We start from the raw sequence: 22,277 nt of genomic DNA, 5'->3' as shown, positions 1-22,277 counted from the left end.
AGCACGACCGCGCCGGCAGGCAATAGCAAATCGGGGTGGAAGCCCGATGGCCTCCACCCCGATGGATGATGCTTAATTCTCGTCGCCCATGCGCAGGGCGGCGATGAAGGCTTCCTGCGGAATCTGGACGCTGCCATATTCGCGCATCCGCTTCTTGCCTTCCTTCTGCTTCTCCAGCAGCTTCTTCTTGCGGGTGATGTCGCCGCCATAGCATTTCGCCGTGACGTCCTTGCGCATCGCCGCGATCGTCTCGCGCGCGATCACCTTGCCGCCGATCGCCGCCTGAATCGGGATCTTGAACAGGTGGCGGGGGATCAGATCCTTGAGGCGCTCGCACATGTGGCGGCCGCGCGCTTCGGCGGCGGAGCGGTGGACGATCATCGACAGCGCATCGACCGGCTCGTTGTTGACGAGGATGCTCATCTTGACGAGGTCGCCCTCACGCGTGCCGATCTGGTGATAGTCGAAGCTGGCATAGCCGCGGCTGATGCTCTTCAGGCGATCATAGAAGTCGAACACCACTTCGTTGAGCGGCAGTTCATAGGTCACCTGGGCGCGGCCACCGACATAGGTGAGGTTCTTCTGGATGCCGCGACGGTCCTGGCAAAGCTTCAGGATCGATCCCAGATATTCGTCGGGGCAGTAGATCACCGCCTCGATCCAGGGCTCCTCGATCATCTCGATATGATTGGGATCGGGCATGTCGGCCGGATTGTGCAGGTGAAGGGTGCGACCATCCTTCATGTGCATGTCATAGACGACCGACGGTGCCGTCGTGATCAGGTCCAGATCATATTCGCGGCTGAGGCGCTCCTGGATGATTTCCAGATGTAGCAGGCCCAGGAAACCGCAGCGGAAGCCGAAACCGAGCGCGGCCGAGGTTTCCATCTCGAACGAGAAGCTGGCGTCGTTGAGCCGCAGCTTCGAGATCGACTCGCGCAGCTTCTCGAAATCATTGGCATCGACCGGGAACAGGCCGCAGAACACCACCGGCTGCACTTCCTTGAAGCCCGGCAGCGGCTTGGCAGCGCCATTCTTCACGGTCGTGATGGTATCGCCGACGCGGGTCTGGGCGATTTCCTTGATCTGGGCGGTGATGAAGCCGATCTCGCCGGCGGCGAGTTCGGGCAGCGCCTCGATCTTGGGGCGCATGCAGCCGACGCGATCGATCAGATGCTCGGTGCCGCCGATCATGAACTTGATCGCCTGGCCCTTCTTGATCACGCCGTTGACGACGCGCACCAGGATGACGACGCCCAGATAGGGGTCGTACCAGCTGTCGACCAGCATCGCTTCCAGCGGAGCGTTGCGATCGCCCTTGGGCGCCGGGATCTTGGTGACGATCGCTTCCAGGATATCGTCGATGCCGATGCCGGACTTGGCGCTGGCCAGCACCGCTTCCGACGCGTCGAGGCCGATCACCTCCTCGATCTCCGCGCGCACCTTTTCCGGCTCGGCGGCGGGCAGGTCGATCTTGTTCAGCACCGGCACGATCTCATGATCATGCTCGATCGACTGATAGACGTTGGCCAGCGTCTGCGCTTCCACGCCCTGCGCGGCGTCGACGACCAGCAGAGCGCCCTCGCACGCGGCCAGCGACCGCGACACTTCATAGGCGAAGTCGACATGGCCCGGCGTGTCCATGAGATTGAGCTCATAGGTCTCGCCATTCTTGGCGGTATAGTCGAGGCGCACGGTCTGCGCCTTGATGGTGATCCCGCGTTCCTTTTCGATGTCCATGTTATCAAGGATTTGCGCGCTCATCTCACGGTCGGTCAGGCCGCCGGTGCGCTGGATTAGGCGATCGGCCAGCGTCGACTTGCCATGGTCGATATGCGCAATGATCGAAAAGTTTCGGATATGGGACAGGTCGGTCATCGGCGCCCGATAGCAGCAGTTGCGGGCGCTGTCAGCAGGATCACGTAGTGCAGGGCATGCGAAATTGCCGTGCGATGACAAGCATCGTCATTAACCCCCTTTGCTTGGAAGCCCCTTGCGGCTGTGTTACGTTCCAGAAAAATATCCGGGGCGCACCAATTTCTCTCGACCAGACAGGAAACGGGGTTTTTGAAAATGCGTGTATTGAAGATGCTGACTGCGGCTGCGGTCTGCCTTGGTTCGGCCGCGCCGATGGCGATGGCTGCCGAAAAGGGTTCGTCGGCCCGTCAGGAACAGTCGCGAAAGCAGGCGGAAATCCCGCGCTGCACCCGCCGCCTTGGCACCGTCGCGATCGTCGAGCCCGACAATCAGTGGTGGCGCGAACTCAATCTGGGCAGCCCCGAGGCGATCCTGAAGATCTTCGTGCAGCAGTCGGGCTGCTTCGGCCTCGTCAATCGCGGCCGGTCGATGGCGAGCCGCAACATGGAACGCGCCATGGCTGACAATGGCGAGTTGCAGGCGAACAGCAATCTGGGCCGTGGCCAGGTGAAGGCGGCGGATTATTTCCTGGAGCCGGATATCGTCTCGTCCAACCGCAACAGCGGCGGCAATTCGCTGGGCGGCGTGCTCGGCGGCTTCATGGGTGGCAGCACCTGGGGCCGGATCGCCGGCGGCATCAACGTCAAGAAGAGCGAGGCCAATGTCACGCTCTCGGTCGTCAATGCCCGCACCACCGAGGAAGAGGCGCTGACCGAAGGCTATGCCCGCAAGTCTGATCTGAGCTTCAACGCCAGCGGCGGGGCGAGTTGGTGGGGCGGCTTTGCCGGTGCAGGCGGCGGCGGCTATCAGAATACCGAGATCGGCCAGGTGATCGTGCTCGCCTATCTCGACGCCTATACGAAACTGGTGACGCAGCTGGGTGGCCTGCCCGAAAATGCGGCGGCGGCCGCGCCGGTCGCGCAGCCCTGATGGCAAGGGGGCGCTGCCGCTGCGGCAGCGCCCTCATCCGCTCTGCGCGATTTCCGCGAGCGGGCCGGGCGCCCGTCGCCGCTTCTTCCACCAGCGCAGGATGATCTCTCCCGCCGGTCGCTCGACCAGGCGGTTGATGAGCGTGCCAAGCGTCAGCGCGACGAGGAAGGCGACGGCAAAGCCGATCCAGGGGCTGTAGCCGGCCCTGGCGATTTCCAGCATGATGACGAAACCGACATGCTGGTGGATCAGGTAGAAGCTGTAGCTGATCCCGCCCATCCAGACGAGCGGCCGGATCGACAGGAAGCGCAGATGATTGCGGACCAGCGCTGCGAAGGTCGCCATCAGCACTAGGCCGACAATCGTCACGTCCCATGTTTCCATGGTCGCGATCGACAGCAGCGCCAGCGTGGCATAGGGCGCCTGCTGCTGCCAGCTGCGCTGTCCCGCCCAGATGCGGTAGGCCAGCATGCCGATGATGAAGAAGGGCGTGTAGCGCAGCACCAGCAGCATCACGACCCGTTCGGGCACGATGTCGGGCCAGAGCTGCATCACCCAGCGCAGGATCAGCCAGGCCACCAGCGTCGGTTCCAGATGCCGCAGGCCGATCCATTTCCAGATCGAGACCATGCAGAAATAGAAGGCGATCTCCACCGTCAGCGTCCAATAGGCGCCATCCACTTCAGGAATGAAGGCAAAGCCCTGAAGCATCGTCAGATTGGCGAGAATCGCAAAGGGGCCGACCAGCAACTGGGTCGCCTGGGCCAGATATTCGATCGACAGCGTCACCAGCATCGCCACCAGATAGGCGGGATAGAGGCGGGCGAAACGGTTGACGATGAAGTCGGCCACCGTGCCGATCCGGTCCAGCGTGAAGAAGATCGCAAAGCCGGAAATGGTGAAGAACAGCAGCACGCGGTAATTGCCGCCGGGAAAGCTGAAGGGCACATGGCTGGCCTGCGGGAACAACTCATGGAAGCGGGTCGAATAATGGAAGACCAGCACGCACAAGGCGCCGATCCCGCGCAACGCGTCCAGCCCCGTCAGCCTTGTCCGTTTCGGCTTCGTTTCGACCATGATGCTTCATAGCAATGATGGAGCAACGAATGGGATATTTTCTTGGTTAACGCGCAATGCGCAAATGGCGGATACGGGCGCTGTCGGTCCCAATCTGGAACGTCCCGCCTTTGCCCCCGTGCGGGATCGCGGTCTTAGCCGGCCGCGCACCAGTCGATTGGCTTGGTCGACCAAGGGCGGGCATAGCGTTTGAGAATGAGGAGCTGGCCCAGCGAGACACCGTCGCGCAGCAGGATGCGGGCGGTCGGATCACTGTCGGCGGGATCGGCATGGGCTTCGAAGCTGCCGCCGTTCAGCATGCCCTGCAACGCGGTGCGACCGGCGTGGGCAAGGGCGGCTTCCTGCGGGCAGGCAGCGCCTTCGAGTCGCGGCGCGCTGATGTCGGCGAGATGGTAGCGACGGCCCTGATAGGCATAGGCGTCGGTGGCAAGGACGCAGGCCTGGCCGTCCAGATCGTCACAGGCGGCAAAACGGGTGGATATGGTGGCGGGGGCGTCGACGGATGGCGCCGAAGCCGTCGTCGACGCGGGCAGCACATGGCGCATCAGGACCAGCAGAAGCGCCCCCATCAACAGGGCGATGAGGATGAGGCGCAGCGGCACGATGGCGCGGCGCTGATCCTGCTTGTCATTCAGCCAATGGCCGGACCGGTCCCGGTCTTCGTCACCAATATCATGCAGGCTATAGGCCATGATTCATCCCCAATCGGAGGCCATCGCTAGTAAATATTGGGAAATTTTTGGTTAACCATGGTGGTTGCGCATGGGGCGGCGGACGGCGCCTTGACGCCGCGCCGGGGGCATGGTGAAAAACCGCTGGAGCCAGACGAGGGAGGCGGCGTGAGCGAAGCATGGCTATATGACGAGCATCCGGCGATGGTCCGGGCGCATCCCTTCCTGTTCCTGCTGCTGCTGGTTTCCGTGGTTGGCATCCTGGCGATCGGCGTGTGGTGGGTGATGCACAAGGGCGAGCGGCTGGCGCTGAGCGAGCGCGAGGTGCTGCTGGAGCGCGGGCTGCTGGCCAAGCAGCGGACCGAGATCGCACTGAGCAGCATTCGCAGCGTGCGCATCACCCAGACGCTCGGCCAACGGCTGTTCGACGTCGGCAATGTCGAGCTGTTCAGCGCCGGTGACGTAGCGGAAATCGCGATCCGTAACATGCCGCGACCGGGCCGGATTCGGGCGATTGCGGCGGCCCGCAACCTGGACCTTCTGCCCCAGCGTTGACCGGCCGATGCGGGGCCGCGCGCAAGGAAAAGGCGCGACTATCCGCAGTTTCTTGTCGAACATAATGTCTAGGCCCTTGACTTGGGCGCATTTATTTTAACCAATAGGAGCCCAGGGGCCGGCAGAGCTTTCCACCCGCACGAGGACGCCAGGAACAAGCAACGTCGATCCGCATCAGGCGGACGGCGGGAAAAAGGGGGCGCCTTGATGGTGGGTTTGCGCGTAATGCCGCTGTTGCCGGAACTGACGGCCGATCAGCGGGCCGAGATTCGGCAGTCCTGCGGCTTTGCCTGCGTGCGCTGCGGGGTCACCATCTATCGTTATCTGGGGCTGCCAGACGGGCCGGGGGCGACGCTGCTCTGCCCGACCTGTCATGGACTGGTGGAAGAGGGGCGGCTGACCGCGAATCAGGTCCACAGCTTCCATGCCAATCCGGTGGTGCGCCAGCGCCATTTCGCGCGCGATCGCCTGCCCTTCTCCAACGAATTGCCACAACTCATCGTCGGTGGATCGCGACTGCTGCGCGATACGCCGATTCCCATCACTCTGGACGGTGAACCGATCCTGATCTTCGCGCCGCCGCGCCGATCCATGGGGGCGACGCGGATCAGTGTGCGGCTGGGGGCAGTGGACGGTACGCCGATGCAGGTGATCGATGGCAATGAATGGAAGCCGCATGACGGCAGCTGGCATTTCCTGTTGCGCGGCGACCGCTATTCGATGATGGCGGCGCGGGGCGACGGATTGTGCGTTTTGCGTATCGTTGCGCGCAACCGGATCGCGGTCGAGCATCTGCGGACCACGATCAACGGGCGCCGGCTGGAAGTGACGCCGGACTGGCTGGAGGTCGATGGCAAGCGCTATGTCGACCGGATCGGCAGTGGCACGCTGATCGGCCTGGAACTGTAGACGGCGCCTTTCGGGGCGCTATCCGGGTTCCCGATTGCAGCTATTGCGGATCGAGTCATGTCATGACTGGATTCCGTAACGGAAAAAGGCGATGCCCACAGGCGTCGCCTTTTTCGTCTCACCGATATGGATGAAGTGTATCTGATATAAATCAATCGCTTGGCCGGCATCATAAAAAATTGATCATAGAAGAAGTTTACATCCGTTCCGGGGCATGATTCCCTGTGGGCGATCAGAGGGGTTGGAATGTCGAATGCGGTTGCCAGTCTGGACGATAATCAGCGGGCATGCCTGCGGCTGGTGGCACAGGGCTATACCTCCAAGCAGATCGCGCAGCGCACATCGCTGACCCCCGGCACGGTCGACCAATATGTCTATCGCGCGACCGTGGCGCTGGGCGCCAAGGATCGGCGCGAAGCCGCCCGGATATTGGTAGAGGCCGAGAAAAACGCGCAATTCAAGCAATTTGAATTAAAGCCGGAGCCGCTTGTTGAACCGGCGATGGCGGGTGAGAAGGCGGTGTCGGCACCAAGCAAGCCGACCCGGACCGGCGACATCCCGGCTGGTGCAGAGCGGCAGGAAAAGGGTCGCTTGCGCCAATTGGGTAACCGGATTCTGGCAACCATGGGAGGGGAACCGCATGGGCTGAATCGATGGCAGATCCTGACGACCATCTTCCGGGTCGCGTTATGGGCAGGGGGGGCCCTGGCCGCGCTGATCACGATGGGATATTGGCTCAATCATCTGTTCGGCTGACGGTCTCCAACAATCCAACCATCTGATGGGCCAGCGAGCGCTGGCCTGAAAAGGGAGCCTTGCCATGTCCAATGCCCGCCGCGCCGAGCGCGCCGCCAAGAGCGAAATGCACATGTCGGACGACACCTTCTTCAATCTGAGCGGCCAGGTCCGTGATGCCTATGTGAAGCTGGACGATGTTCTGGCACACACGCTGCGGATGAGCGCCGACATGATCGATACCGCCCGCACCATCGGCCTCGCCCCCGAACAGGGACAGAAGCTGTTCAAGCGCTTCCATGGCTGCATCGACACGATGATGCAGAGCCGCGAGCAGCTGCTGGGCGCCCATCTGGAGGCGACCAAGATCCGCATGAAGACCAACCAGGCCGAACGCGCCGACGGCTGCTACAGCCCGTGGAGCGCGCTGGAAGAAAAGCAGGCCGACGCCCTGCGCCTGGTCGCCTGACGCGACCGGACCGGAAGGCAGGATCGTGCAGATCTTCCTCGCCTATACGATCGCGCTGATCGCCACCTCGATCTTCGTGGTGCGCTATGGCGGCGCGACCGGGCGCTGGAGCATCGCCGGCGTCTGGGCGGGGTTCATCCTGGCCCAGACGGCGGTCCTGACCATCCGGCCGGAGGCGGTGCTGATCCGCACGATCCTGGCGATCGAATGCGCGTCGCTGCTGTTCAAGATCATCATTTCGATGCTGAGCAGCCGGCGCTGGCCGATCATCGTTGCCGCCTTCCAGCTGAATGTGGCGGCGGTTCAGGTCGCGGTGATCGTGTCACCCGCCTACCTCACCAAATTCTTCTACGCCATGTCGACAATCTGGGCGGTGCCGGTGCTGGTCGTGATGGCCATGGGCACGCAGATGGACCGGAAACACGCGTTTCCGGCCTGAGCAAAGGAAACAGGATGCGGAAATGCCCATCATTCCCTCTTGAAGCCGTGCCGTCCCGAGGGAGGCATGTTGTTTCTGTTTTTGTCCGATTGATGGAGGGCCGATAATTATGGCATCAAGGGACATGACCCAGCGCGTTACGCGCCATCTGAACCCAGTAGGGAGTGATGGAATGGAGGGAGAGGGTATCTGTCCGACCGAGAGCCCGGTCGTTACCGCGGCCGATCTAGTCCGCGGCTTTTCCGAATGTCGCGACATGGCGACACGGACGCCGCTTTACATCACCCATCATGGCCGGGCGACCCATGTCTTGCTGGGCGTTAACGAGTTTCGGGCGCTCAAGGAGCAGTCGGGCAGCGCCCATGGAGAAAGCGCCGAGGAGAAATTGTTCGCGCTGGCCGACTGGGTCGATCAGGCGGTGATCATCTGCGACCAGGATATGCGCGTCGACTTCGTCAATCGGGTCGCCAGCGCCATCTGTCGCAAGCCGGTGGGACAGATGGTCGGCCCCAAGCTGGACGTCGTCCTGCCGTCGATCAGTGGCAGCCTGATGGAAGTGCATGTGCGCCGCACCGTGAGCGGCGGCGAGCCGAGCGCGGCCGATATTCCCTCCCCCTTTGCCGACGGCGCCTGGCTGCGGCTGCAGAGTTTTCCCCTTGGAAGGTCAACCGTCATCATGTTCCGCGACATTACCGAGGATGTGCGCCGCCATCGGCTGGCCGATGCCAAGGCCGCGATCATCGAGGCGATGACCGCTCATGGTGATGTCGGCTATGTCCGCCTGTCGGTGCGCGGCACGATCGACGCGGTCGATGTGCCCTTCACCGACATGCTGAGCCTGCCGCGCGAGCGGGTGATGGGCGTGCAACTGACCGATCTGGTGCTGACCCATGGCCGCGCGGCATTCCGTCAGGCGCTGGAGCGGGCGATGCAGGGACAGGGCGCGCAATGCGTGCAGACCATGCTGCTGAGCAATCGCGGCGAGGCGGTGGCGGTGAAGGCCTCCATCGTCGCCCTGCACGGCGCCTATGGCGCCGAGGGAGCGGTGGTGCTGATCACCGCGCTCGATGGGAGCACAGTGGTGGAGCTGCCGCGCGCCGCCGAATGAGGCGGGCGCGGGTCAGCCGCAGCGGGCGCTGGTGACGACCATCTGATCGTCATAGCTGACGGTCAGCCGGTCGGGGCGGAAGTCCATGGTCATGGCCATATTGGGGCCGCCCCAGCGCAGCGTCTTCGCGCCCGACGCCTTGAGCAATTCCGCGCCCAGATCGGCCGTCGCCTTCTGCCCGGTGAAGCGGTCGAGCCCGTCATTCTTGCACGGCCCTTGCGCCATGGCTGGTGGCGATGCGGAGCCGGGGCCTTCACTGCCGGTCCCGGCACAGGCGGCCAGGGGCAGGAATATCATCGCCATCATCGCCATCCGCATCGTCCGTCTCCTTATTCGGTCCGCGTCATCTTGAGCCGGCCATTCTTGACTGCGAAGGCCAGGCGCCCTTCGACCAGGTCCACCGCGTCCCGGCCGAACTGGTCATAGCGCCAGCCCTCCAGGATCGCGAGATCGTCGCGCACGCCGGCAGCCAGCGCCTCGATATCGTCGGTGCGGGCGAGCAGGCGCGGGGCGACATTGATGTCGCGCGAGCGAATCTTGAGCAACAGCTTCAACAGGTCGGCGACCAGTGCGCCATCCTTGCCCAGGCCCGGACGCTTGGGATCGCGCTCGGGCATCTCGTCCTTGCCGAGCGGCTTGTGCGCGCCCAGCGCGGCCATCAGCCGGCCGCCAATGTCGTTGCTCTTCCAGGTGGCGGACAGGCCGCGCACCTTGCCCAGATCCTCCTGCGCGCGCGGCGGGTGGCTGGCGATGTCGGCCAGCGTCTCGTCCTTGACGATGCGGCCGCGCGGCAGATTCTTGTCCTGCGCTTCCTTCTCGCGCCAGGCGGCCAGCGCCTTGAGGCGACCCAGAACATCGGCCTTGCGGCTGGCGATGCGGACGCGCTTCCAGGCTTCGGACGGATCATTTTCGTAATTGGACGGATCGCTGATCCGCTCCATTTCCTGGTCGAGCCAGTCGCCGCGTCCGGTCTTGCGCAGTTCTTCCAGCATCTTGGGGAAGATTTCGATCAGATAGGTGACGTCGCCGATCGCATAGTCGATCTGGCGCTTGTCGAGCGGGCGGCGCGCCCAGTCGGTGAACCGTGCGCCCTTGTCGAGTTGCACGCCGAGCCAGGCGTCGACGAGGTTGCCATAGCCGATCTGTTCGCCAAGGCCGAGCGCCATGGCGGCGATCTGGGTGTCGAACATCGGATGTGGCGTCTTGCCGGTCAGATTATGGACGATCTCGATGTCCTGGCCGCCGGCATGGAAGACCTTGAGCACGTCCTCATTATTGACCAGCAGGTCGAGCAGGGGCGTAAGGTCGATGCCCGGCGCCTTGGGGTCGATCGCCGCGGCCTCGCTGGAGTCGGCGACCTGGACCAGGCAGAGTTCGGGCCAGTAGCTATTCTCGCGCATGAACTCGGTATCCACCGCGACATAGGGGGATTTGGCCATGCGGGCGCAGAAATCGGAAAGCGTCTTGCTGTCGGTAATCAGCGGATGAATTTGCATATGGTCTTCGATCTTATTATGGGCTGGCCCGCGTCCTGCGGGCTGGTCGATAGTCGACAAGGCAAGCCCATAGCCGGGCCGCAACAATTTGTCATTTCCGTAAAACGAATTTGAAAGATCGAAACGCCATGCACGCCTATCGCACCCACAATTGCGGCGCCCTTCGTGAAGCCGATGTCGGCGCGAATGTGCGCCTGTCCGGCTGGGTGCATCGCAAGCGCGATCATGGCGGCGTTCTCTTCATCGATCTGCGCGACCATTATGGCCTGACCCAGATCGTCGCCAAGGCGGACAGCGAGCCACTGCGCATCCTGGACGGCCTGCGTGCGGAATCGGTCGTGACGATCGACGGCACCGTGGTCGCGCGCGGCCCGGAAGCGACCAACCCGAAGATGGCGACCGGCACGATCGAAGTCGTGGCCGACAAGGTGACCGTGCTGTCGACCGCCGCCGAACTGCCGCTGCCGGTGGCGGGCGAGCAGGAATATCCCGAGGATATCCGCCTGCGCTATCGCTTCCTGGACCTGCGCCGCGAAACGCTGCACGCCAATATCGTCACCCGCACCAAGATCATCCGCGACATGCGTCGCCGCATGGAAGATGCCGGCTTCACCGAATATTCGACGCCGATCCTGACCGCGTCCTCGCCCGAAGGCGCGCGCGACTTCCTGGTGCCCAGCCGCATCCATGCCGGCAAGTTCTACGCCCTGCCGCAGGCGCCGCAGCAATATAAGCAGCTGCTGATGGTCGCCGGTTTCGACCGCTATTTCCAGATCGCCCCCTGTTTCCGCGACGAAGATCCGCGCGCCGACCGCCTGCCGGGCGAATTCTACCAGCTCGACCTGGAAATGAGCTTCGTCACCCAGGAAGATGTCTGGAACACGATGGAGCCGGTGATCGCATCGGTGTTCGAGGAATTTGCGCAGGGCAAGCCGGTCACCCCGGCCGGCAGCTTCCCGCGCATCCCGCATGCCGAAGCCATGCTCAAGTATGGCAGCGACAAGCCGGACCTGCGCAACCCGATCATCATCCAGGACGTGACCGAGCATTTCCATGGCTCGGGCTTCGGCATCTTCGCCAGCCTGGTCGAGAGCGGCAATGTCATCCGCGCGATCCCGGCGCCGGGCGCAGGCGCGGGCAGCCGCAAATTCTTCGACGACATGAACAACTGGGCGCGCGGCGAAGGCTATTCGGGCCTTGGCTATATCAACATCAAGGATGGCGTCCCCGGCGGCCCGATCGCCAAGAATCATGGCGAGGAAGCGACCGCCAAGCTGATCGCGGCGCTGGGGCTTGGCCCGAACGACGGCGTGTTCTTCGCCGCCGGCAAGGAAGGCCAGGCGGCCAAGCTGGCGGGCCTGGCGCGCATCCGCGTCGGCGAGACGCTCGACCTGATCGACAAGGACCGGTTCGACCTGTGCTGGATCGTCGACTTCCCCTTCTATGAATATGATGAAGACGAGAAGAAGGTCGACTTCGCCCACAACCCCTTCTCGATGCCGCAGGGCGGGCTGGACGCGCTCAACAACCAGGATCCGCTGAGCCTCAAGGCCTATCAGTATGACATGGTCTGCAACGGCTATGAGATCGCGTCGGGCTCGATCCGTAACCAGTCGCCCGAGGCGATGGTCAAGGCGTTCGAACTGGTGGGCCTTAGCCAGGCGGATGTGGAAGAGCGGTTCGGTGGTCTCTATCGCGCGTTCCAGTACGGCGCCCCGCCCCATGGTGGCATGGCCGCCGGCGTCGACCGCATCGTGATGCTGCTGTGCGGCGCGCAGAATCTGCGCGAGATCACGCTGTTCCCGATGAACCAGCGGGCCGAAGACCTGCTGATGGGCGCGCCGAGCGCCGCCGAGTTCAAGCAGCTACGCGAACTGCATGTTCGTGTCGTGGAGCCGCAGGCGAAGGCATAAGCCCTTCCATCGGCCGGAAAGAACAGGGCTTCCGCCATCTGGCGGGGGCCTTTTTCTTTGCCGTCTTGCCTTGCTGTATTGTTGTGATAATACACGTCGCGGCAAGGGAGCAGGGCGGATGATGCGGACGATCATGGCAATGGTGGCGGCGGGGCTTGCGGCGGTGTCTGTGCAGGCGACTGGTCCCGGTTTCGATCCGCGCGCTTTGAAGGCGGTTGCCGGGCCGCCCAATGAGGTGATGGTGCTGGGCACGCCCCATCTGTCGGGCTGGCCAAAGGATTTCGATGCAAAGGCGCTGGGGCCGCTGATCGACCGGCTGGCGGCGTGGAAGCCGCAATCGATCGCGGTCGAGTCCCTGTCTGGTCTGCAATGCGATGCGTTGCGCCGCGCGCCGTTCCGCTATGCGGAGACGGTGGAAACCTATTGCTGGGACGCGACGCCGGCGCGCCAGGCGACCGGGCTGGACGTGCCGGCCGCCACGGCCGAGGTCGAGCGGCGTCTGGCCGCCTGGCCGGAGCGGCCGACGGCATCGGACCGGCGCCATATGGCGGCCTTGTTCCTGGCGGCGGAGGATCAGGGATCGGCGCTGGTGCAATGGCTGCGACTGGACGCGGCCGACCGGCATGTCGGGGACGAGCTGGATACTGTGCTGGTGGCGCGCCTCGAAACGCTGCGCCAGCGTCGCAACGAGGAGTTCCTGATTGCCGCGCCGCTGGCTGCCAGGCTGGGGCTGGAGCGGCTGGAACCGATGGACGACCACAGCGCCGACCGGCCCTATCGCAATGCCGAGGAGGAGAAGGCAGCGGGCGCGGCGATCATGAAGGCGTGGGACAATGAAGCGACGGCGCGGCGCAAGGCGGCCGATGCGGCGCTGCAGCCCGGCATCCGGACGGGGGCCGGCGTGCTGGCGCTCTATCGCGCCTATAATGCGCCGGATCAGGCGCAGACCATCTATGACAGCGATTTCGGCGCGGCGCTCAAGGAGCCTTCGCCCGAGCGTTTCGGGCGCGGCTATGCCGGCTATTGGGAGGTGCGCAACCTGCGCATGGCGGCCAATATTCGCGACGTCTTCGCCGCCGCGCCGGGCCAGCGCATGCTGGTGATCGTCGGCGCCTCGCACAAATTCTATCTCCAGGCCTATCTCGACTTGATGCACGATGTGCGGCTGGTCGATACCGACGCCATACTGCACTGAGGCCGCGCTTGCTCTTGGCGGCGCGGTTCGATCTAATCAGCCGTCCCCTTGCAGGAGAGCGGCGCATGACGATCAATCTGTCGGACTATGAAACCGGGGCGAAGTATAAAGGCGATTATGATGCGGCGCTGCTGGCGCTGCAGCGTCGCCTGTCGAAGATTCAGGTCGCCCATATCCTGCATCGCCGCCGGACCGTCATCATGCTGGAAGGCTGGGATGGCGCGGGCAAGGGCGGCATCATCAAGCGGATGACGGCGGACTGGGACCCGCGTTACTATCAGGTTCACCCGATCGCCGCGCCGACACGCGAGGAACTGGACCATCATTTCCTCTGGCGCTTCTGGACCCGGTTACCCGCCAGTCAGAATATCGGCCTGTTCGACCGCAGCTGGTATGGCCGGGTGCTGGTCGAGCGGGTGGAGAAATATGCCACCAAGGCGGAATGGAAGCGCGGATACAAGGATATCAACGCGTTCGAGGCGCAGCAGGTCGAGACCGGCACCAACATCATCAAGCTGTTCGTCCACATCACCCAGGAGACGCAGGACGAGCAACTGGCGCAGCGGCTGGATACGCCGTGGAAGCGGTGGAAGACCGGCACCGACGATTATCGCAACCGGGCCAGGCGCGCCGAATATTGGGATGCGATGCACGACATGTTCGAGAAGACCGACACCAGGCAGGCGCCCTGGAAGGTGATCGACAATAATAACCGCAAGGCCGGACGAATCGCGGCGCTGACCTATGTCGCGGAGCGGCTGGAGAAACTGGTGCCGATGGATTTCCCGGCGGCCGATCCCGAGGTGGTCAAGCTGGCGCGCGAAGCATTTGGCTATAAGTCGGCCAAATAATTCCGCAAAAACAACGATATGTAACAAAAGCGTCATCAAATACTAAGCGGTCATTTACCCTTTTCTTCTAGGCCGGGCGCCATGTACTCGCCCCAGATGCTCGATCGGCCCGACCCGGAGCCGCATGTTGCCGCCGGCACCGCCTTGCCCTTTGCGCAGGGCTGCGCTGCGGTCCGGCTGGGCCAGCCGCTCAGCCAGGCGGTCGACCGCTTCCAGGACGATGCGGCGCTGCGGCTGCTGCCGGTGGTGGACGCCGCCGATCGGCCGGTGGGGGCCATTTATGAGCGCGACATGCGGCGCATCCTGTTCAACCCCTTCGGGCATGCGCTGCTGCGCAATCCCAGTTTCGGCGGGCGGCTGGACGAGCATGTGCGGCCGTGCGCGACGGTGGAGCAGAGCGCCAGCATCGAACGGCTGATCGACCTTTATGCGGCGCAGGGGAGCGATTGCGAGGGGCTGATCGTGACGCAGGGCGGCCATTATGCCGGCGTGGTGGGCGGTCCGCTGCTGCTGCGGCTGGCGGCGGAGCGGGATACGCGCGATGCGCTGGCCCGCACACGGCGGCTGGAACATGTGACGCGCGAGAGCGGCGCATTTCGCGCGGATGTCGAGGCGCTGATCGCCGATCTGGTCGGCATGGCCGATATGCTGTCCGCGCGCGCTGCACAGGCGGTGGAGCGGGCATCGGGCAATGGCGAGGCGGCGGCCGGCATGGCGGTCGCGGCGGAACAGACGGCCGACAGCCTGCACGGCATTGCCAGCGGCGGGCAGGAACTGGGCGGGCTGTTCCAGGCAATGGAAAGCCAGGTGCGCGCGGCGGGCGAGGCGATCCGCGCGGCGGTGGCGCAGACGCAGGTCGGCGCCGAGCAGACGGCGGCGCTGCGGGTCGAGGCGGACGGGATCGGCGCGGTCATCACCCTGATCGACGATATTGCGCGGGCGACCAGCATGCTGGCGCTCAATGCCAGCATCGAGGCGGCACGGGCCGGCGAGGCGGGGCAGGGCTTTGCCGTGGTGGCGCGCGAGGTGAAGCTGCTGGCGAGCCAGACGCGCGAGGCGGCGGCCGAGATCGGCCAGCGCATCGGCCATGTCCGGCTGGCGGTGGAGACGGTGGCGCAGGGACATATGCACATGGACGCGGCGATGGCGACCGCGAACGAGGTGTCGGCATCGGTCTTCTCGGCGGTGGCGCGCCATGGTGCCTTCAGCCGGTCGATCGCCGCGAGCCTGTCGGAAGCCGGATCGTCGAGCGACCATATCCGCCAGAGTGCGCGCCAGATCAGTGACAATGCAAGCGCGGCGGCAGCAGGCGCCCATGATATCGGTGTTGCGGCGGGGCAACTGGCGACGGTCGCGCACCGGCTGGACGATCGGGCGAGTCGGTTCCTGCAGGCGATCCAGGCAGGCTGAACCGCACAAAGCCTCTGGTAACGGCGCAAAAAGCAGCTAGTCTTGCACCCAATGGGTCCGGCACGGGCCGAAAATGGGAGAGAAGATCATGCTCGTCATGTTCGTCGGCGTCGATCGCACCGAAACCGCGGTCAACCCTACCCAGGTGACCTTCGTCTCATCCGTGACCGACGGCACCCGCATCCGCTTTGGCGAAGGCCGCAGCGTCACCGTGACCGAACCGATCGCCGAGGTGCTGGATTCGCTCAACCGCGCCCTGCGGCCGCACGAATAGCGGTCTTTTCCCTCTTCCCCTCCGTTGCGCCTGCATGGCGACAGCCCTGTCGCGCGCCCGGCAGGTAAAAGGCCCGCCGCGCCATCGCGCAACGGGCCTTTTCAGAGCGTGAAGCCAGAGGTGGACGAAAGCCAGGATCAGGCGCCCGGTTGATCCGGTCGGGCGCGGTCGTCCTGCTTAGTCGTCATCCCCCGCTTCGGGTCCGGCCATCATCCCTTCGGCGACTTCCTCGGTCTTGCCGCGGATCGCCTTTTCCAGGCGGTCTGCCATTTCGGGATTTTCCTTGAGGAAGGTCTTGGCGTTTTCGCGACCCTGGCCGATGCGGACCGAGTCATAGGAGAACCAGGAGCCCGACTTCTCGACCAGCCCGGCCTTGACGCCGATGTCGAGCATCTCGCCGATCTTGGAAATGCCCTCGCCATACATGATGTCGAATTCGACCTGCTTGAAGGGCGGGGCGACCTTGTTCTTCACCACCTTCACGCGGGTCGCGTTGCCGACGATATCGTCGCGATCCTTGATCTGGCCGGTGCGACGGATGTCGAGACGGACCGAGGCGTAGAATTTGAGCGCGTTGCCGCCGGTGGTGGTTTCCGGATTGCCGTACATCACGCCGATCTTCATGCGCACCTGGTTGATGAAGATCACCATGCACTTGGAGCGGGCGATCGACCCGGTCAGCTTGCGCAGCGCCTGGGACATGAGGCGCGCCTGCAGGCCGACATGGCTGTCGCCCATCTCGCCCTCGATCTCGGCGCGCGGCACCAGCGCGGCGACCGAGTCGACGACGAGGATGTCGATGGCGTTGGAACGGACCAGCGTGTCGACGATTTCCAGCGCCTGTTCGCCGGTGTCGGGCTGCGACACGATCAGTTCGTCAATGTCGACGCCCAGCTTCTTGGCATAGATGGGGTCGAGCGCATGTTCCGCGTCGACGAAGGCGGCGGTGCCGCCGGCCTTCTGGGCTTCTGCGATCGCATGCAGCGTCAGCGTGGTCTTGCCCGAGCTTTCGGGGCCGTAAATCTCGATGATGCGGCCCTTGGGCAGGCCGCCGATGCCGAGCGCGATGTCGAGGCCGAGCGAGCCGGTCGAGATCGATTCAATCTCGATCTTCTCACGGCTGCCGAGCTTCATCGCGCTGCCCTTGCCGAAGGCGCGATCAATCTGGGCGAGCGCCGCCTCCAATGCTTTCTGTCTGTCCATTGTGCCTGTCTTCTTGGAATCGATGAGTGAGAGCATAGCGGTCATCGGCCTATCCCCTGTCAAGCGGATCGCGTCGAGTCACTCGGCGCCTGCCAATGATGTATCCTGTTTGTTCCGGTGGAACAAGAGGGGAACGGAAATTTCCTATCCTGCCTATTCAGTCGGCGAGAATCTTCTCCAGCGCGCGTTCCACGGCGCCGATGGTGAAGGGCTTGGCGAGCGTCGGCCGATCGGCATGACCCTGCGGCAGATCATCCGCCATGCCGCCGGTGGCGAACAGGAAGGGGATCGACTGCTGGGCCAATATGTCGGCGACCGGCCAGCTTTTTTCACCCTGGAGATTGCAGTCGAGCAGGGCGGCGTCGAACCCGCCCTCGCGCGCCAGGGCGCACGCCTCGTCCACCGACGCGGCGGTCGCGTGGAGGCGATAACCGAGCGCGTCGAGATAATCTTCCAGCATCATGCCGATCATCGCTTCATCCTCGACGATGAGGATGGACTTGCCGTCAGCCATGCGCCCTTGTCCCTTGTTCTTGCTTCCCATCGCTAGCCAAAGGGGCAGGCGATGCCCAGCATAATCGTTTGCCGGCGGGCAAGTTCATTCCACCGCCGGTCGCATCGCCAGCGCGTCGCGCGCCGCTTCAGCCAACTGGTTGACGGAAAAGGGCTTGGGCAGGAAGGCGACATTGGCGATGTCGATCGACTTGCGCAGCTGCTCCTCGGCATAGCCGGACATGAACAGCACGGGGAGGTCCGGGAAGCTGCGCCGCGCCTGCGCCACCATCGCCGGGCCGTCCATATTGGGCATCACCACGTCGGAGATCAGCAGGTCGATCTTCTCGCTGCCGCCCAGCACTTCCAGCCCCTGTTCGCCGTCGCTGGCGGTCAGCACCTTGTAGCCCTGGCGGGTGAGGGCGCGTTCGGCCACGGCGCGGACCATATCCTCATCCTCGACCAGCAGCACCGTGCCGGTGCCCCAGGTTTCGCTGCGCTTGATCGGCGTCTTGGGCTTGGCCTGTTCGATATCGCCGCCGGCATAGACCGGCAGATAGATGACGAAGCTGGCGCCCCGGCCCAGTTCGGATTCGGCGAAGATATAGCCGCCCGACTGCTTGACGATGCCGTAGACGGTGGAGAGGCCAAGGCCCGTGCCCTTGCCCAGTTCCTTGGTGGTGAAGAAGGGCTCGAAGATCTTGGACAAGATGTCGGGCGGGATGCCCAGCCCCGTGTCGGACACGCGCAACGCGGTATAGTCGCTGATCGGCAGAATTTGCTGCCGCATCTCGCGCACGCGGTTCGCCGGCACGCCATAGGTCTGGATATTGAGCGTGCCGCCTTCGGGCATGGCATCGCGGGCATTGACCGCCAGGTTGATGATGACCTGTTCCAGCTGGCCGGGGTCGGCACGCACTGCGCCGAGGTTGCGGCCATGGCTGACGTCGAGCTTCACATTCTCGCCGAGCAGCCGCTTCAGCAGGTTGGAGACGTCGGCGACGATGTCGGGCAGCTGCAATATCTGGGGGCGCAGCGTCTGCTGGCGCGAGAAGGCGAGGAGCTGGCGGGTGAGGCCCGCCGCGCGATTGCTGTTCGACTTGATCTGGGTGATGTCGTCATAGTCGCTGTCGCCCGGCGTATGGCGCATCAGCATCAGGTCGCAATGGCCGATGATGGCGGTCAGGATATTGTTGAAGTCATGGGCGACGCCGCCGGCCAGCTGGCCGATCGCCTGCATCTTGGTCGCCTGCGCGACCTGACGCTTGAGCTTCGATTCCTCGCTATTGTCCTTGAGGCTGAGCAGCACGGCGGCCTCGCCCAGGCCGCGGACGCCGGCAAGGCTGAGCGCGATCGGTTCCTCGGGCTGTTCGCGCATGCGCACGGCGATGTCGCCCGACATTTGCGGGCCGACGGCAAAGCGGCGCACCGCGTCGGCCACCGCCGCCTGATCCTCGCGCACGACAAGATCGCCGGGATAGCTGGGCGTTTCGGCGTCCTTGATGCCGGCGGCGCGGGCAAACGCCTTGTTGACGAATAGCACCCGGCCGTCGCGATCGGCCATGGCGAGGCCGAAGGGCAGCAGCGAGAGCAGGGTTTCGATATAGGAAAGGGCCGAGGTGCCGCCGCCGCCGGCCGGCTCGTCGATCAGCAGCAGCAGCATCGGGCCGTCCTGCGTCCCATTCTGGACGCCGCCCGGCTGCGACGCACGGCGCAGCGGCACCTGCAGCAGGCGCAGCGGCAGCCCGCCGCTTTCCTCGCGCGCCAGGAACAGCCGGCCCTTGTCATCGACCCGCATATGGGCGGCGAAATCGCGGCCGGTGATGTTGGCGTCGATCCGGCCGGCGGCGCGCAGCAGGAAGGCGCCGTTGGCGGCGCGGATGCGGCCTTCGCCGCCGATCATCACGGCCATGATGCCGGCTTCGCCCAGTTGCCGCCCGGCCTCGCCCGTCAGGACGCGATGGACATCGTCAAGCGCGCTAGGCTGGCGCATCGGGGTGAAGCGCCAGAGCAGATAATCTTCCGAGCGGCCGGTGCGGGTGATGTCGACGTCGAGGCGCAGGGTCGCATGGGCGATCGCCTCCACCTTGGCCTCACCATCGCGCCAGGCGGCGCGGGCGGCGGCGGTCAGGCTCTCGATCAGCGAGGCATCGGCATTGACGGCCGGCGGGGAGGGATAGCCGGGGAACCATTCGCCGAACAGGTCGCTGGCGCAGACCAGTCGGCCGGCGCGGTCGGTGACGGCGATCGCCATGCTGGAGGCGTCGGCGGCGGCGCGCGCCACGGTCCAGTCGGGCACGGCATCGCCGGCGGACAGCGGCGGGGGATAGAGGTGGCGATACCAGGCGAGCAGCGCGGCGATGGTGATGACCGTGGCGGCAAAGCCGGCGGCCAGCGCCCAGTCGCCAATGGCATAGAGGACGATCGCGGCGGAGGCGGCCGCGGCGAGCGCAAGCAGGGGCACGAAGCTGCGCGACGGGGCCTGCCCCATCCACGCCTCATCATCCCTGTTTACCCGCGCGACCATCGGCGCCGTCCCCTTAAGCCCTTACAATGGAACCATGACGCCACGGATCAGATCCGGGCGATCTCTTCCAATGCGCTGCTTTCATTGCGCTTGCCAATCCTCAATTTGCGCGCCTGCCACTTGCGCCCCATGCGACGGCGCCAGAACCAGTCGGCGCCGACATAGCCGAGCACCGCGCTGGCGAGCGAGATGAGGAAGAGGCCGAGCAGCATGGCCGGGGCGGCTTCGGAAAAGAGCCAGGCGCACCATTGGCCGATCGAGGCATGGCCATCGACCAGCGCCATGAAGCCCGAGGCGTCGGCGCTGCGGCCGAGCATCCAGTTGCCGAGCCATACCGATGCCATCAGGATCAGCGGCGTGGTGGCTGGGTTGGACAGGAAGGTCATTGCCGCCGCCACCGGGATATTGGCGCGGAAGGGCAGGGCGAAGATCGCGGCGCCGGCGATCTGGACGCCGGGGATCAGCAGGAAGATGCCGACGAACAGGCCGAGCGCGACGCCGCGCGGCACCGACCGACGGGTGAAGCGCCACAGCGAAGGTTCCAGCACGCGATGGGCGACGGGGGCAAGGACGCGGCTCTTCTCCAGCGATTCACGGGTTGGCGCGTTGGCGTGCCACCAGCGGGAGAAGCGATTGTCCATGGATCAGCTATGCGCCTTCATGATGCGCTGCTGATCGCGCTTCCAGTCGCGTTCCTTGATCGTGTCGCGCTTGTCGTGATTCTGCTTGCCCTTGGCCAGCGCCAGTTCGACCTTGGCCCGGCCCTGGCTGTTGAAATAGACCATCAGCGGCACCAGCGTCATGCCCTTGCGCGACACCGCGCTGTGCATCTTCTCGATCTCACGCTCGTGCAGCAGCAGCTTGCGCACCCGCTTGGGCTCGTGATTTTCGCGGTTGCCATGGCTATATTCGGGGATGTTGCTGTTCACCAGGAACACCTGGTTGCCCTTCACCTCGGCATAGCTTTCGGCGATATTGCCCTCGCCGCCGCGCAGGGCCTTCACCTCGGTGCCCTGCAGCGCGATGCCGGCCTCGAACACGTCCTCGATGAAATAATCGAAACGGGCGCGCCGGTTCTCGGCGACGATCTTCTTCTTGTCGAAGGTTGCGGGGCGGGGGCGGGCCATATTCTGCTGCTTAACTCAATTCATCATATAGGGACGCCGGCGCGTCAAACCAGACCGGCGATCTCCAGCGCGCGATCGACCGCGGCGCGGCTCGATTCCGACGGCCAGGTAATCGGCAGCCGAAGCTCGCCGGGCATGTCGGGCCGCACGCGGGTAAGCGCATATTTGACAGGGCCGGGTGAAGAATCGCTGAACAGGGCATCATGCAGGGGATAGAGACGATCCTGCAGCGCCAGGGCACCATCCCAATCCTGCGCGGCGCAGGCCGCCTGGAAATCGGCGACCAGGCGCGGGGCGACATTGGCGGTGACCGAAATACAGCCCCGGCCGCCCATCGCGTTGAAGCCGAGTGCGGTTTCGTCATTCCCCGAAAGCTGGCAGAAGTCCGGGCCGCAGGCGAGGCGCTGCGCGGTGACCCGCCCCAGATTCCCGGTGGCGTCCTTCACCCCGACGATCGACTGATATTCCTGGCTCAGCCGGTGCATCACCGGCACGCCGATGTCGGTGATGGTGCGGGAGGGGACGTTGTAGAGGACGATCGGCAGGTCGCAGCGCTGCGCCAGATAGGCGAAATGCTGGTAGACGCCGTCCTGATTCGGCTTGTTGTAATAGGGCGCGACGACCAGCGCCGCGTCGGCGCCGGCGGCCTGCGCCGCATACATATGTTCCAGCGCGATGCGGGTGTCGTTCGATCCGCAGCCGGCGATCACCGGCACGCGGCCGGCCGCCTGGTCGACGCAGATGGCGATGACGCGATTATGCTCCTCGACCGTCATGGTCGCGCTTTCGCCGGTGGTGCCGCAGGGGACCAGCGCGCTCGACCCTTCCTCGATCTGCCAGTCGACCAGGGCGCGGAAGGCGGCCTCATCCACCGCTCCGTCGCGGAAAGTGGTCACCAGGGCTGGAATCGACCCGGAAAACATCATTAAACTCCTTCAATTCTCCGGGCGACCGGGGCATGATCGGGCAAGCGGCGCGC

The 22,277-nt window shown here is 64.6% G+C and carries 23 protein-coding genes; 12 read left to right on the top strand and 11 right to left on the bottom strand.

Annotation, left to right across the window (positions count from 1 at the left end; all coding sequences use genetic code 11):
- Nucleotides 1–72 precede the first annotated feature (72 nt).
- Nucleotides 73–1,878, bottom strand: coding sequence for a translation elongation factor 4 (lepA, locus tag VHN57_RS17780; protein WP_278983611.1), 1,806 nt, complete (start codon nt 1,876–1,878; stop codon nt 73–75).
- Between the two features lie 195 nt (nt 1,879–2,073).
- Between lepA and VHN57_RS17775 the strand changes: the two genes are divergently transcribed.
- Nucleotides 2,074–2,847 (top strand): CsgG/HfaB family protein, encoded by a 774-nt coding sequence (locus VHN57_RS17775; RefSeq protein ID WP_278983612.1) that lies wholly within the window; start codon nt 2,074–2,076, stop codon nt 2,845–2,847.
- A gap of 33 nt (nt 2,848–2,880) precedes the next feature.
- On the opposite strand, the gene VHN57_RS17770 is transcribed toward VHN57_RS17775, so the two are convergent.
- Nucleotides 2,881–3,924, bottom strand: coding sequence for an acyltransferase family protein (locus VHN57_RS17770; RefSeq protein ID WP_278983614.1), 1,044 nt, complete (start codon nt 3,922–3,924; stop codon nt 2,881–2,883).
- A 134-nt stretch (nt 3,925–4,058) separates the two neighbouring features.
- Nucleotides 4,059–4,616: a nuclease gene (locus tag VHN57_RS17765; protein WP_097384634.1), complete on the bottom strand. Its 558-nt coding sequence runs from the start codon at nt 4,614–4,616 to the stop codon at nt 4,059–4,061.
- 147 nt (nt 4,617–4,763) lie between these two features.
- On the opposite strand from VHN57_RS17765, the gene VHN57_RS17760 reads away from it, so the two are divergent.
- The 6 genes from VHN57_RS17760 to VHN57_RS17735 all read left to right on the top strand — a co-directional run bounded on the left by VHN57_RS17760 (nt 4,764) and on the right by VHN57_RS17735 (nt 8,810).
- Nucleotides 4,764–5,150 (top strand): PH domain-containing protein, encoded by a 387-nt coding sequence (locus VHN57_RS17760; protein ID WP_278983616.1) that lies wholly within the window; start codon nt 4,764–4,766, stop codon nt 5,148–5,150.
- A 225-nt stretch (nt 5,151–5,375) separates the two neighbouring features.
- On the top strand, nt 5,376–6,059 hold the full coding sequence (locus VHN57_RS17755; protein WP_278983690.1) for a hypothetical protein: 684 nt from the start codon (nt 5,376–5,378) through the stop codon (nt 6,057–6,059).
- A gap of 246 nt (nt 6,060–6,305) precedes the next feature.
- Complete coding sequence (locus tag VHN57_RS17750) at nt 6,306–6,815, top strand: helix-turn-helix domain-containing protein (RefSeq protein WP_278983618.1); 510 nt, start codon at nt 6,306–6,308, stop codon at nt 6,813–6,815.
- A gap of 64 nt (nt 6,816–6,879) precedes the next feature.
- Nucleotides 6,880–7,263, top strand: coding sequence for a hypothetical protein (locus VHN57_RS17745; RefSeq protein WP_004208690.1), 384 nt, complete (start codon nt 6,880–6,882; stop codon nt 7,261–7,263).
- 25 nt (nt 7,264–7,288) lie between these two features.
- On the top strand, nt 7,289–7,702 hold the full coding sequence (locus VHN57_RS17740; protein WP_278983620.1) for a hypothetical protein: 414 nt from the start codon (nt 7,289–7,291) through the stop codon (nt 7,700–7,702).
- 172 nt (nt 7,703–7,874) lie between these two features.
- Nucleotides 7,875–8,810, top strand: coding sequence for a PAS domain-containing protein (locus VHN57_RS17735; RefSeq protein ID WP_423284739.1), 936 nt, complete (start codon nt 7,875–7,877; stop codon nt 8,808–8,810).
- 12 nt (nt 8,811–8,822) lie between these two features.
- Here the strand turns inward: VHN57_RS17735 and VHN57_RS17730 are convergent, their stop codons facing one another.
- Complete coding sequence (locus VHN57_RS17730) at nt 8,823–9,128, bottom strand: I78 family peptidase inhibitor (protein WP_202600300.1); 306 nt, start codon at nt 9,126–9,128, stop codon at nt 8,823–8,825.
- 11 nt (nt 9,129–9,139) lie between these two features.
- Complete coding sequence (gene rnd, locus VHN57_RS17725) at nt 9,140–10,306, bottom strand: ribonuclease D (protein ID WP_010337305.1); 1,167 nt, start codon at nt 10,304–10,306, stop codon at nt 9,140–9,142.
- 128 nt (nt 10,307–10,434) lie between these two features.
- Between rnd and aspS the strand changes: the two genes are divergently transcribed.
- The 5 genes from aspS to VHN57_RS17700 all read left to right on the top strand — a co-directional run bounded on the left by aspS (nt 10,435) and on the right by VHN57_RS17700 (nt 15,949).
- Entirely contained in the window at nt 10,435–12,219 is a 1,785-nt protein-coding gene (aspS, locus tag VHN57_RS17720; RefSeq protein WP_010337306.1) for an aspartate--tRNA ligase, read from the top strand.
- A gap of 118 nt (nt 12,220–12,337) precedes the next feature.
- Nucleotides 12,338–13,414 (top strand): DUF5694 domain-containing protein, encoded by a 1,077-nt coding sequence (locus VHN57_RS17715; RefSeq protein ID WP_278983625.1) that lies wholly within the window; start codon nt 12,338–12,340, stop codon nt 13,412–13,414.
- Nucleotides 13,415–13,479: 65 nt separating this feature from the next.
- On the top strand, nt 13,480–14,265 hold the full coding sequence (locus VHN57_RS17710; RefSeq protein WP_278983627.1) for a polyphosphate kinase 2 family protein: 786 nt from the start codon (nt 13,480–13,482) through the stop codon (nt 14,263–14,265).
- A gap of 81 nt (nt 14,266–14,346) precedes the next feature.
- Nucleotides 14,347–15,675 (top strand): methyl-accepting chemotaxis protein, encoded by a 1,329-nt coding sequence (locus VHN57_RS17705; RefSeq protein WP_278983628.1) that lies wholly within the window; start codon nt 14,347–14,349, stop codon nt 15,673–15,675.
- Nucleotides 15,676–15,763: 88 nt separating this feature from the next.
- A complete protein-coding gene (locus VHN57_RS17700; protein ID WP_004208680.1) occupies nt 15,764–15,949 on the top strand; it encodes a hypothetical protein in 186 nt (61 codons plus the stop codon).
- Between the two features lie 177 nt (nt 15,950–16,126).
- Here VHN57_RS17700 and recA read toward each other — a convergent pair whose 3' ends face one another.
- From recA to dapA, 6 genes are all read right to left on the bottom strand, one after another.
- A complete protein-coding gene (gene recA, locus VHN57_RS17695; protein WP_004208679.1) occupies nt 16,127–17,197 on the bottom strand; it encodes a recombinase RecA in 1,071 nt (356 codons plus the stop codon).
- A gap of 112 nt (nt 17,198–17,309) precedes the next feature.
- Nucleotides 17,310–17,666, bottom strand: a complete 357-nt coding sequence (locus tag VHN57_RS17690; RefSeq protein ID WP_004208678.1) for a response regulator — start codon at nt 17,664–17,666, stop codon at nt 17,310–17,312.
- Nucleotides 17,667–17,750: 84 nt separating this feature from the next.
- Entirely contained in the window at nt 17,751–20,171 is a 2,421-nt protein-coding gene (locus VHN57_RS17685) for a hybrid sensor histidine kinase/response regulator (protein WP_423284737.1), read from the bottom strand.
- Between the two features lie 47 nt (nt 20,172–20,218).
- Nucleotides 20,219–20,812 (bottom strand): DUF2062 domain-containing protein, encoded by a 594-nt coding sequence (locus tag VHN57_RS17680; RefSeq protein WP_004208676.1) that lies wholly within the window; start codon nt 20,810–20,812, stop codon nt 20,219–20,221.
- A 3-nt stretch (nt 20,813–20,815) separates the two neighbouring features.
- Complete coding sequence (smpB, locus tag VHN57_RS17675; RefSeq protein WP_010337314.1) at nt 20,816–21,298, bottom strand: SsrA-binding protein SmpB; 483 nt, start codon at nt 21,296–21,298, stop codon at nt 20,816–20,818.
- Nucleotides 21,299–21,342: 44 nt separating this feature from the next.
- Complete coding sequence (gene dapA, locus VHN57_RS17670; RefSeq protein ID WP_278983693.1) at nt 21,343–22,221, bottom strand: 4-hydroxy-tetrahydrodipicolinate synthase; 879 nt, start codon at nt 22,219–22,221, stop codon at nt 21,343–21,345.
- Between the last annotated feature and the right edge of the window lie 56 nt (nt 22,222–22,277).

Origin of the sequence: Sphingobium salicis subsp. salicis (genome assembly GCF_049472635.1) — a bacterium.
Lineage (GTDB): Bacteria > Pseudomonadota > Alphaproteobacteria > Sphingomonadales > Sphingomonadaceae > Sphingobium > Sphingobium yanoikuyae_A.
Note: the sequence above shows the minus strand (reverse complement) of the source record. Positions and strands in the feature narration are given on the sequence as shown.

What these genes read in the sequence shown, in the direction of transcription:
- lepA (WP_278983611.1), bottom strand. Translation starts at nt 1,878, where the DNA reads ATGACCGACCTGTCCCATATCCGAAACTTTTCGATCATTGCGCATATC.
- VHN57_RS17775 (WP_278983612.1), top strand. Translation starts at nt 2,074, where the DNA reads ATGCGTGTATTGAAGATGCTGACTGCGGCTGCGGTCTGCCTTGGTTCG.
- VHN57_RS17770 (WP_278983614.1), bottom strand. Translation starts at nt 3,924, where the DNA reads ATGGTCGAAACGAAGCCGAAACGGACAAGGCTGACGGGGCTGGACGCG.
- VHN57_RS17765 (WP_097384634.1), bottom strand. Translation starts at nt 4,616, where the DNA reads ATGGCCTATAGCCTGCATGATATTGGTGACGAAGACCGGGACCGGTCC.
- VHN57_RS17755 (WP_278983690.1), top strand. Translation starts at nt 5,376, where the DNA reads ATGCCGCTGTTGCCGGAACTGACGGCCGATCAGCGGGCCGAGATTCGG.
- VHN57_RS17750 (WP_278983618.1), top strand. Translation starts at nt 6,306, where the DNA reads ATGTCGAATGCGGTTGCCAGTCTGGACGATAATCAGCGGGCATGCCTG.
- VHN57_RS17745 (WP_004208690.1), top strand. Translation starts at nt 6,880, where the DNA reads ATGTCCAATGCCCGCCGCGCCGAGCGCGCCGCCAAGAGCGAAATGCAC.
- VHN57_RS17735 (WP_423284739.1), top strand. Translation starts at nt 7,875, where the DNA reads ATGGAGGGAGAGGGTATCTGTCCGACCGAGAGCCCGGTCGTTACCGCG.
- VHN57_RS17730 (WP_202600300.1), bottom strand. Translation starts at nt 9,128, where the DNA reads ATGCGGATGGCGATGATGGCGATGATATTCCTGCCCCTGGCCGCCTGT.
- rnd (WP_010337305.1), bottom strand. Translation starts at nt 10,306, where the DNA reads ATGCAAATTCATCCGCTGATTACCGACAGCAAGACGCTTTCCGATTTC.
- aspS (WP_010337306.1), top strand. Translation starts at nt 10,435, where the DNA reads ATGCACGCCTATCGCACCCACAATTGCGGCGCCCTTCGTGAAGCCGAT.
- VHN57_RS17715 (WP_278983625.1), top strand. Translation starts at nt 12,338, where the DNA reads ATGATGCGGACGATCATGGCAATGGTGGCGGCGGGGCTTGCGGCGGTG.
- VHN57_RS17710 (WP_278983627.1), top strand. Translation starts at nt 13,480, where the DNA reads ATGACGATCAATCTGTCGGACTATGAAACCGGGGCGAAGTATAAAGGC.
- VHN57_RS17705 (WP_278983628.1), top strand. Translation starts at nt 14,347, where the DNA reads ATGTACTCGCCCCAGATGCTCGATCGGCCCGACCCGGAGCCGCATGTT.
- VHN57_RS17700 (WP_004208680.1), top strand. Translation starts at nt 15,764, where the DNA reads ATGCTCGTCATGTTCGTCGGCGTCGATCGCACCGAAACCGCGGTCAAC.
- recA (WP_004208679.1), bottom strand. Translation starts at nt 17,197, where the DNA reads ATGACCGCTATGCTCTCACTCATCGATTCCAAGAAGACAGGCACAATG.
- VHN57_RS17690 (WP_004208678.1), bottom strand. Translation starts at nt 17,666, where the DNA reads ATGGCTGACGGCAAGTCCATCCTCATCGTCGAGGATGAAGCGATGATC.
- VHN57_RS17685 (WP_423284737.1), bottom strand. Translation starts at nt 20,171, where the DNA reads ATGGTCGCGCGGGTAAACAGGGATGATGAGGCGTGGATGGGGCAGGCC.
- VHN57_RS17680 (WP_004208676.1), bottom strand. Translation starts at nt 20,812, where the DNA reads ATGGACAATCGCTTCTCCCGCTGGTGGCACGCCAACGCGCCAACCCGT.
- smpB (WP_010337314.1), bottom strand. Translation starts at nt 21,298, where the DNA reads ATGGCCCGCCCCCGCCCCGCAACCTTCGACAAGAAGAAGATCGTCGCC.
- dapA (WP_278983693.1), bottom strand. Translation starts at nt 22,221, where the DNA reads ATGTTTTCCGGGTCGATTCCAGCCCTGGTGACCACTTTCCGCGACGGA.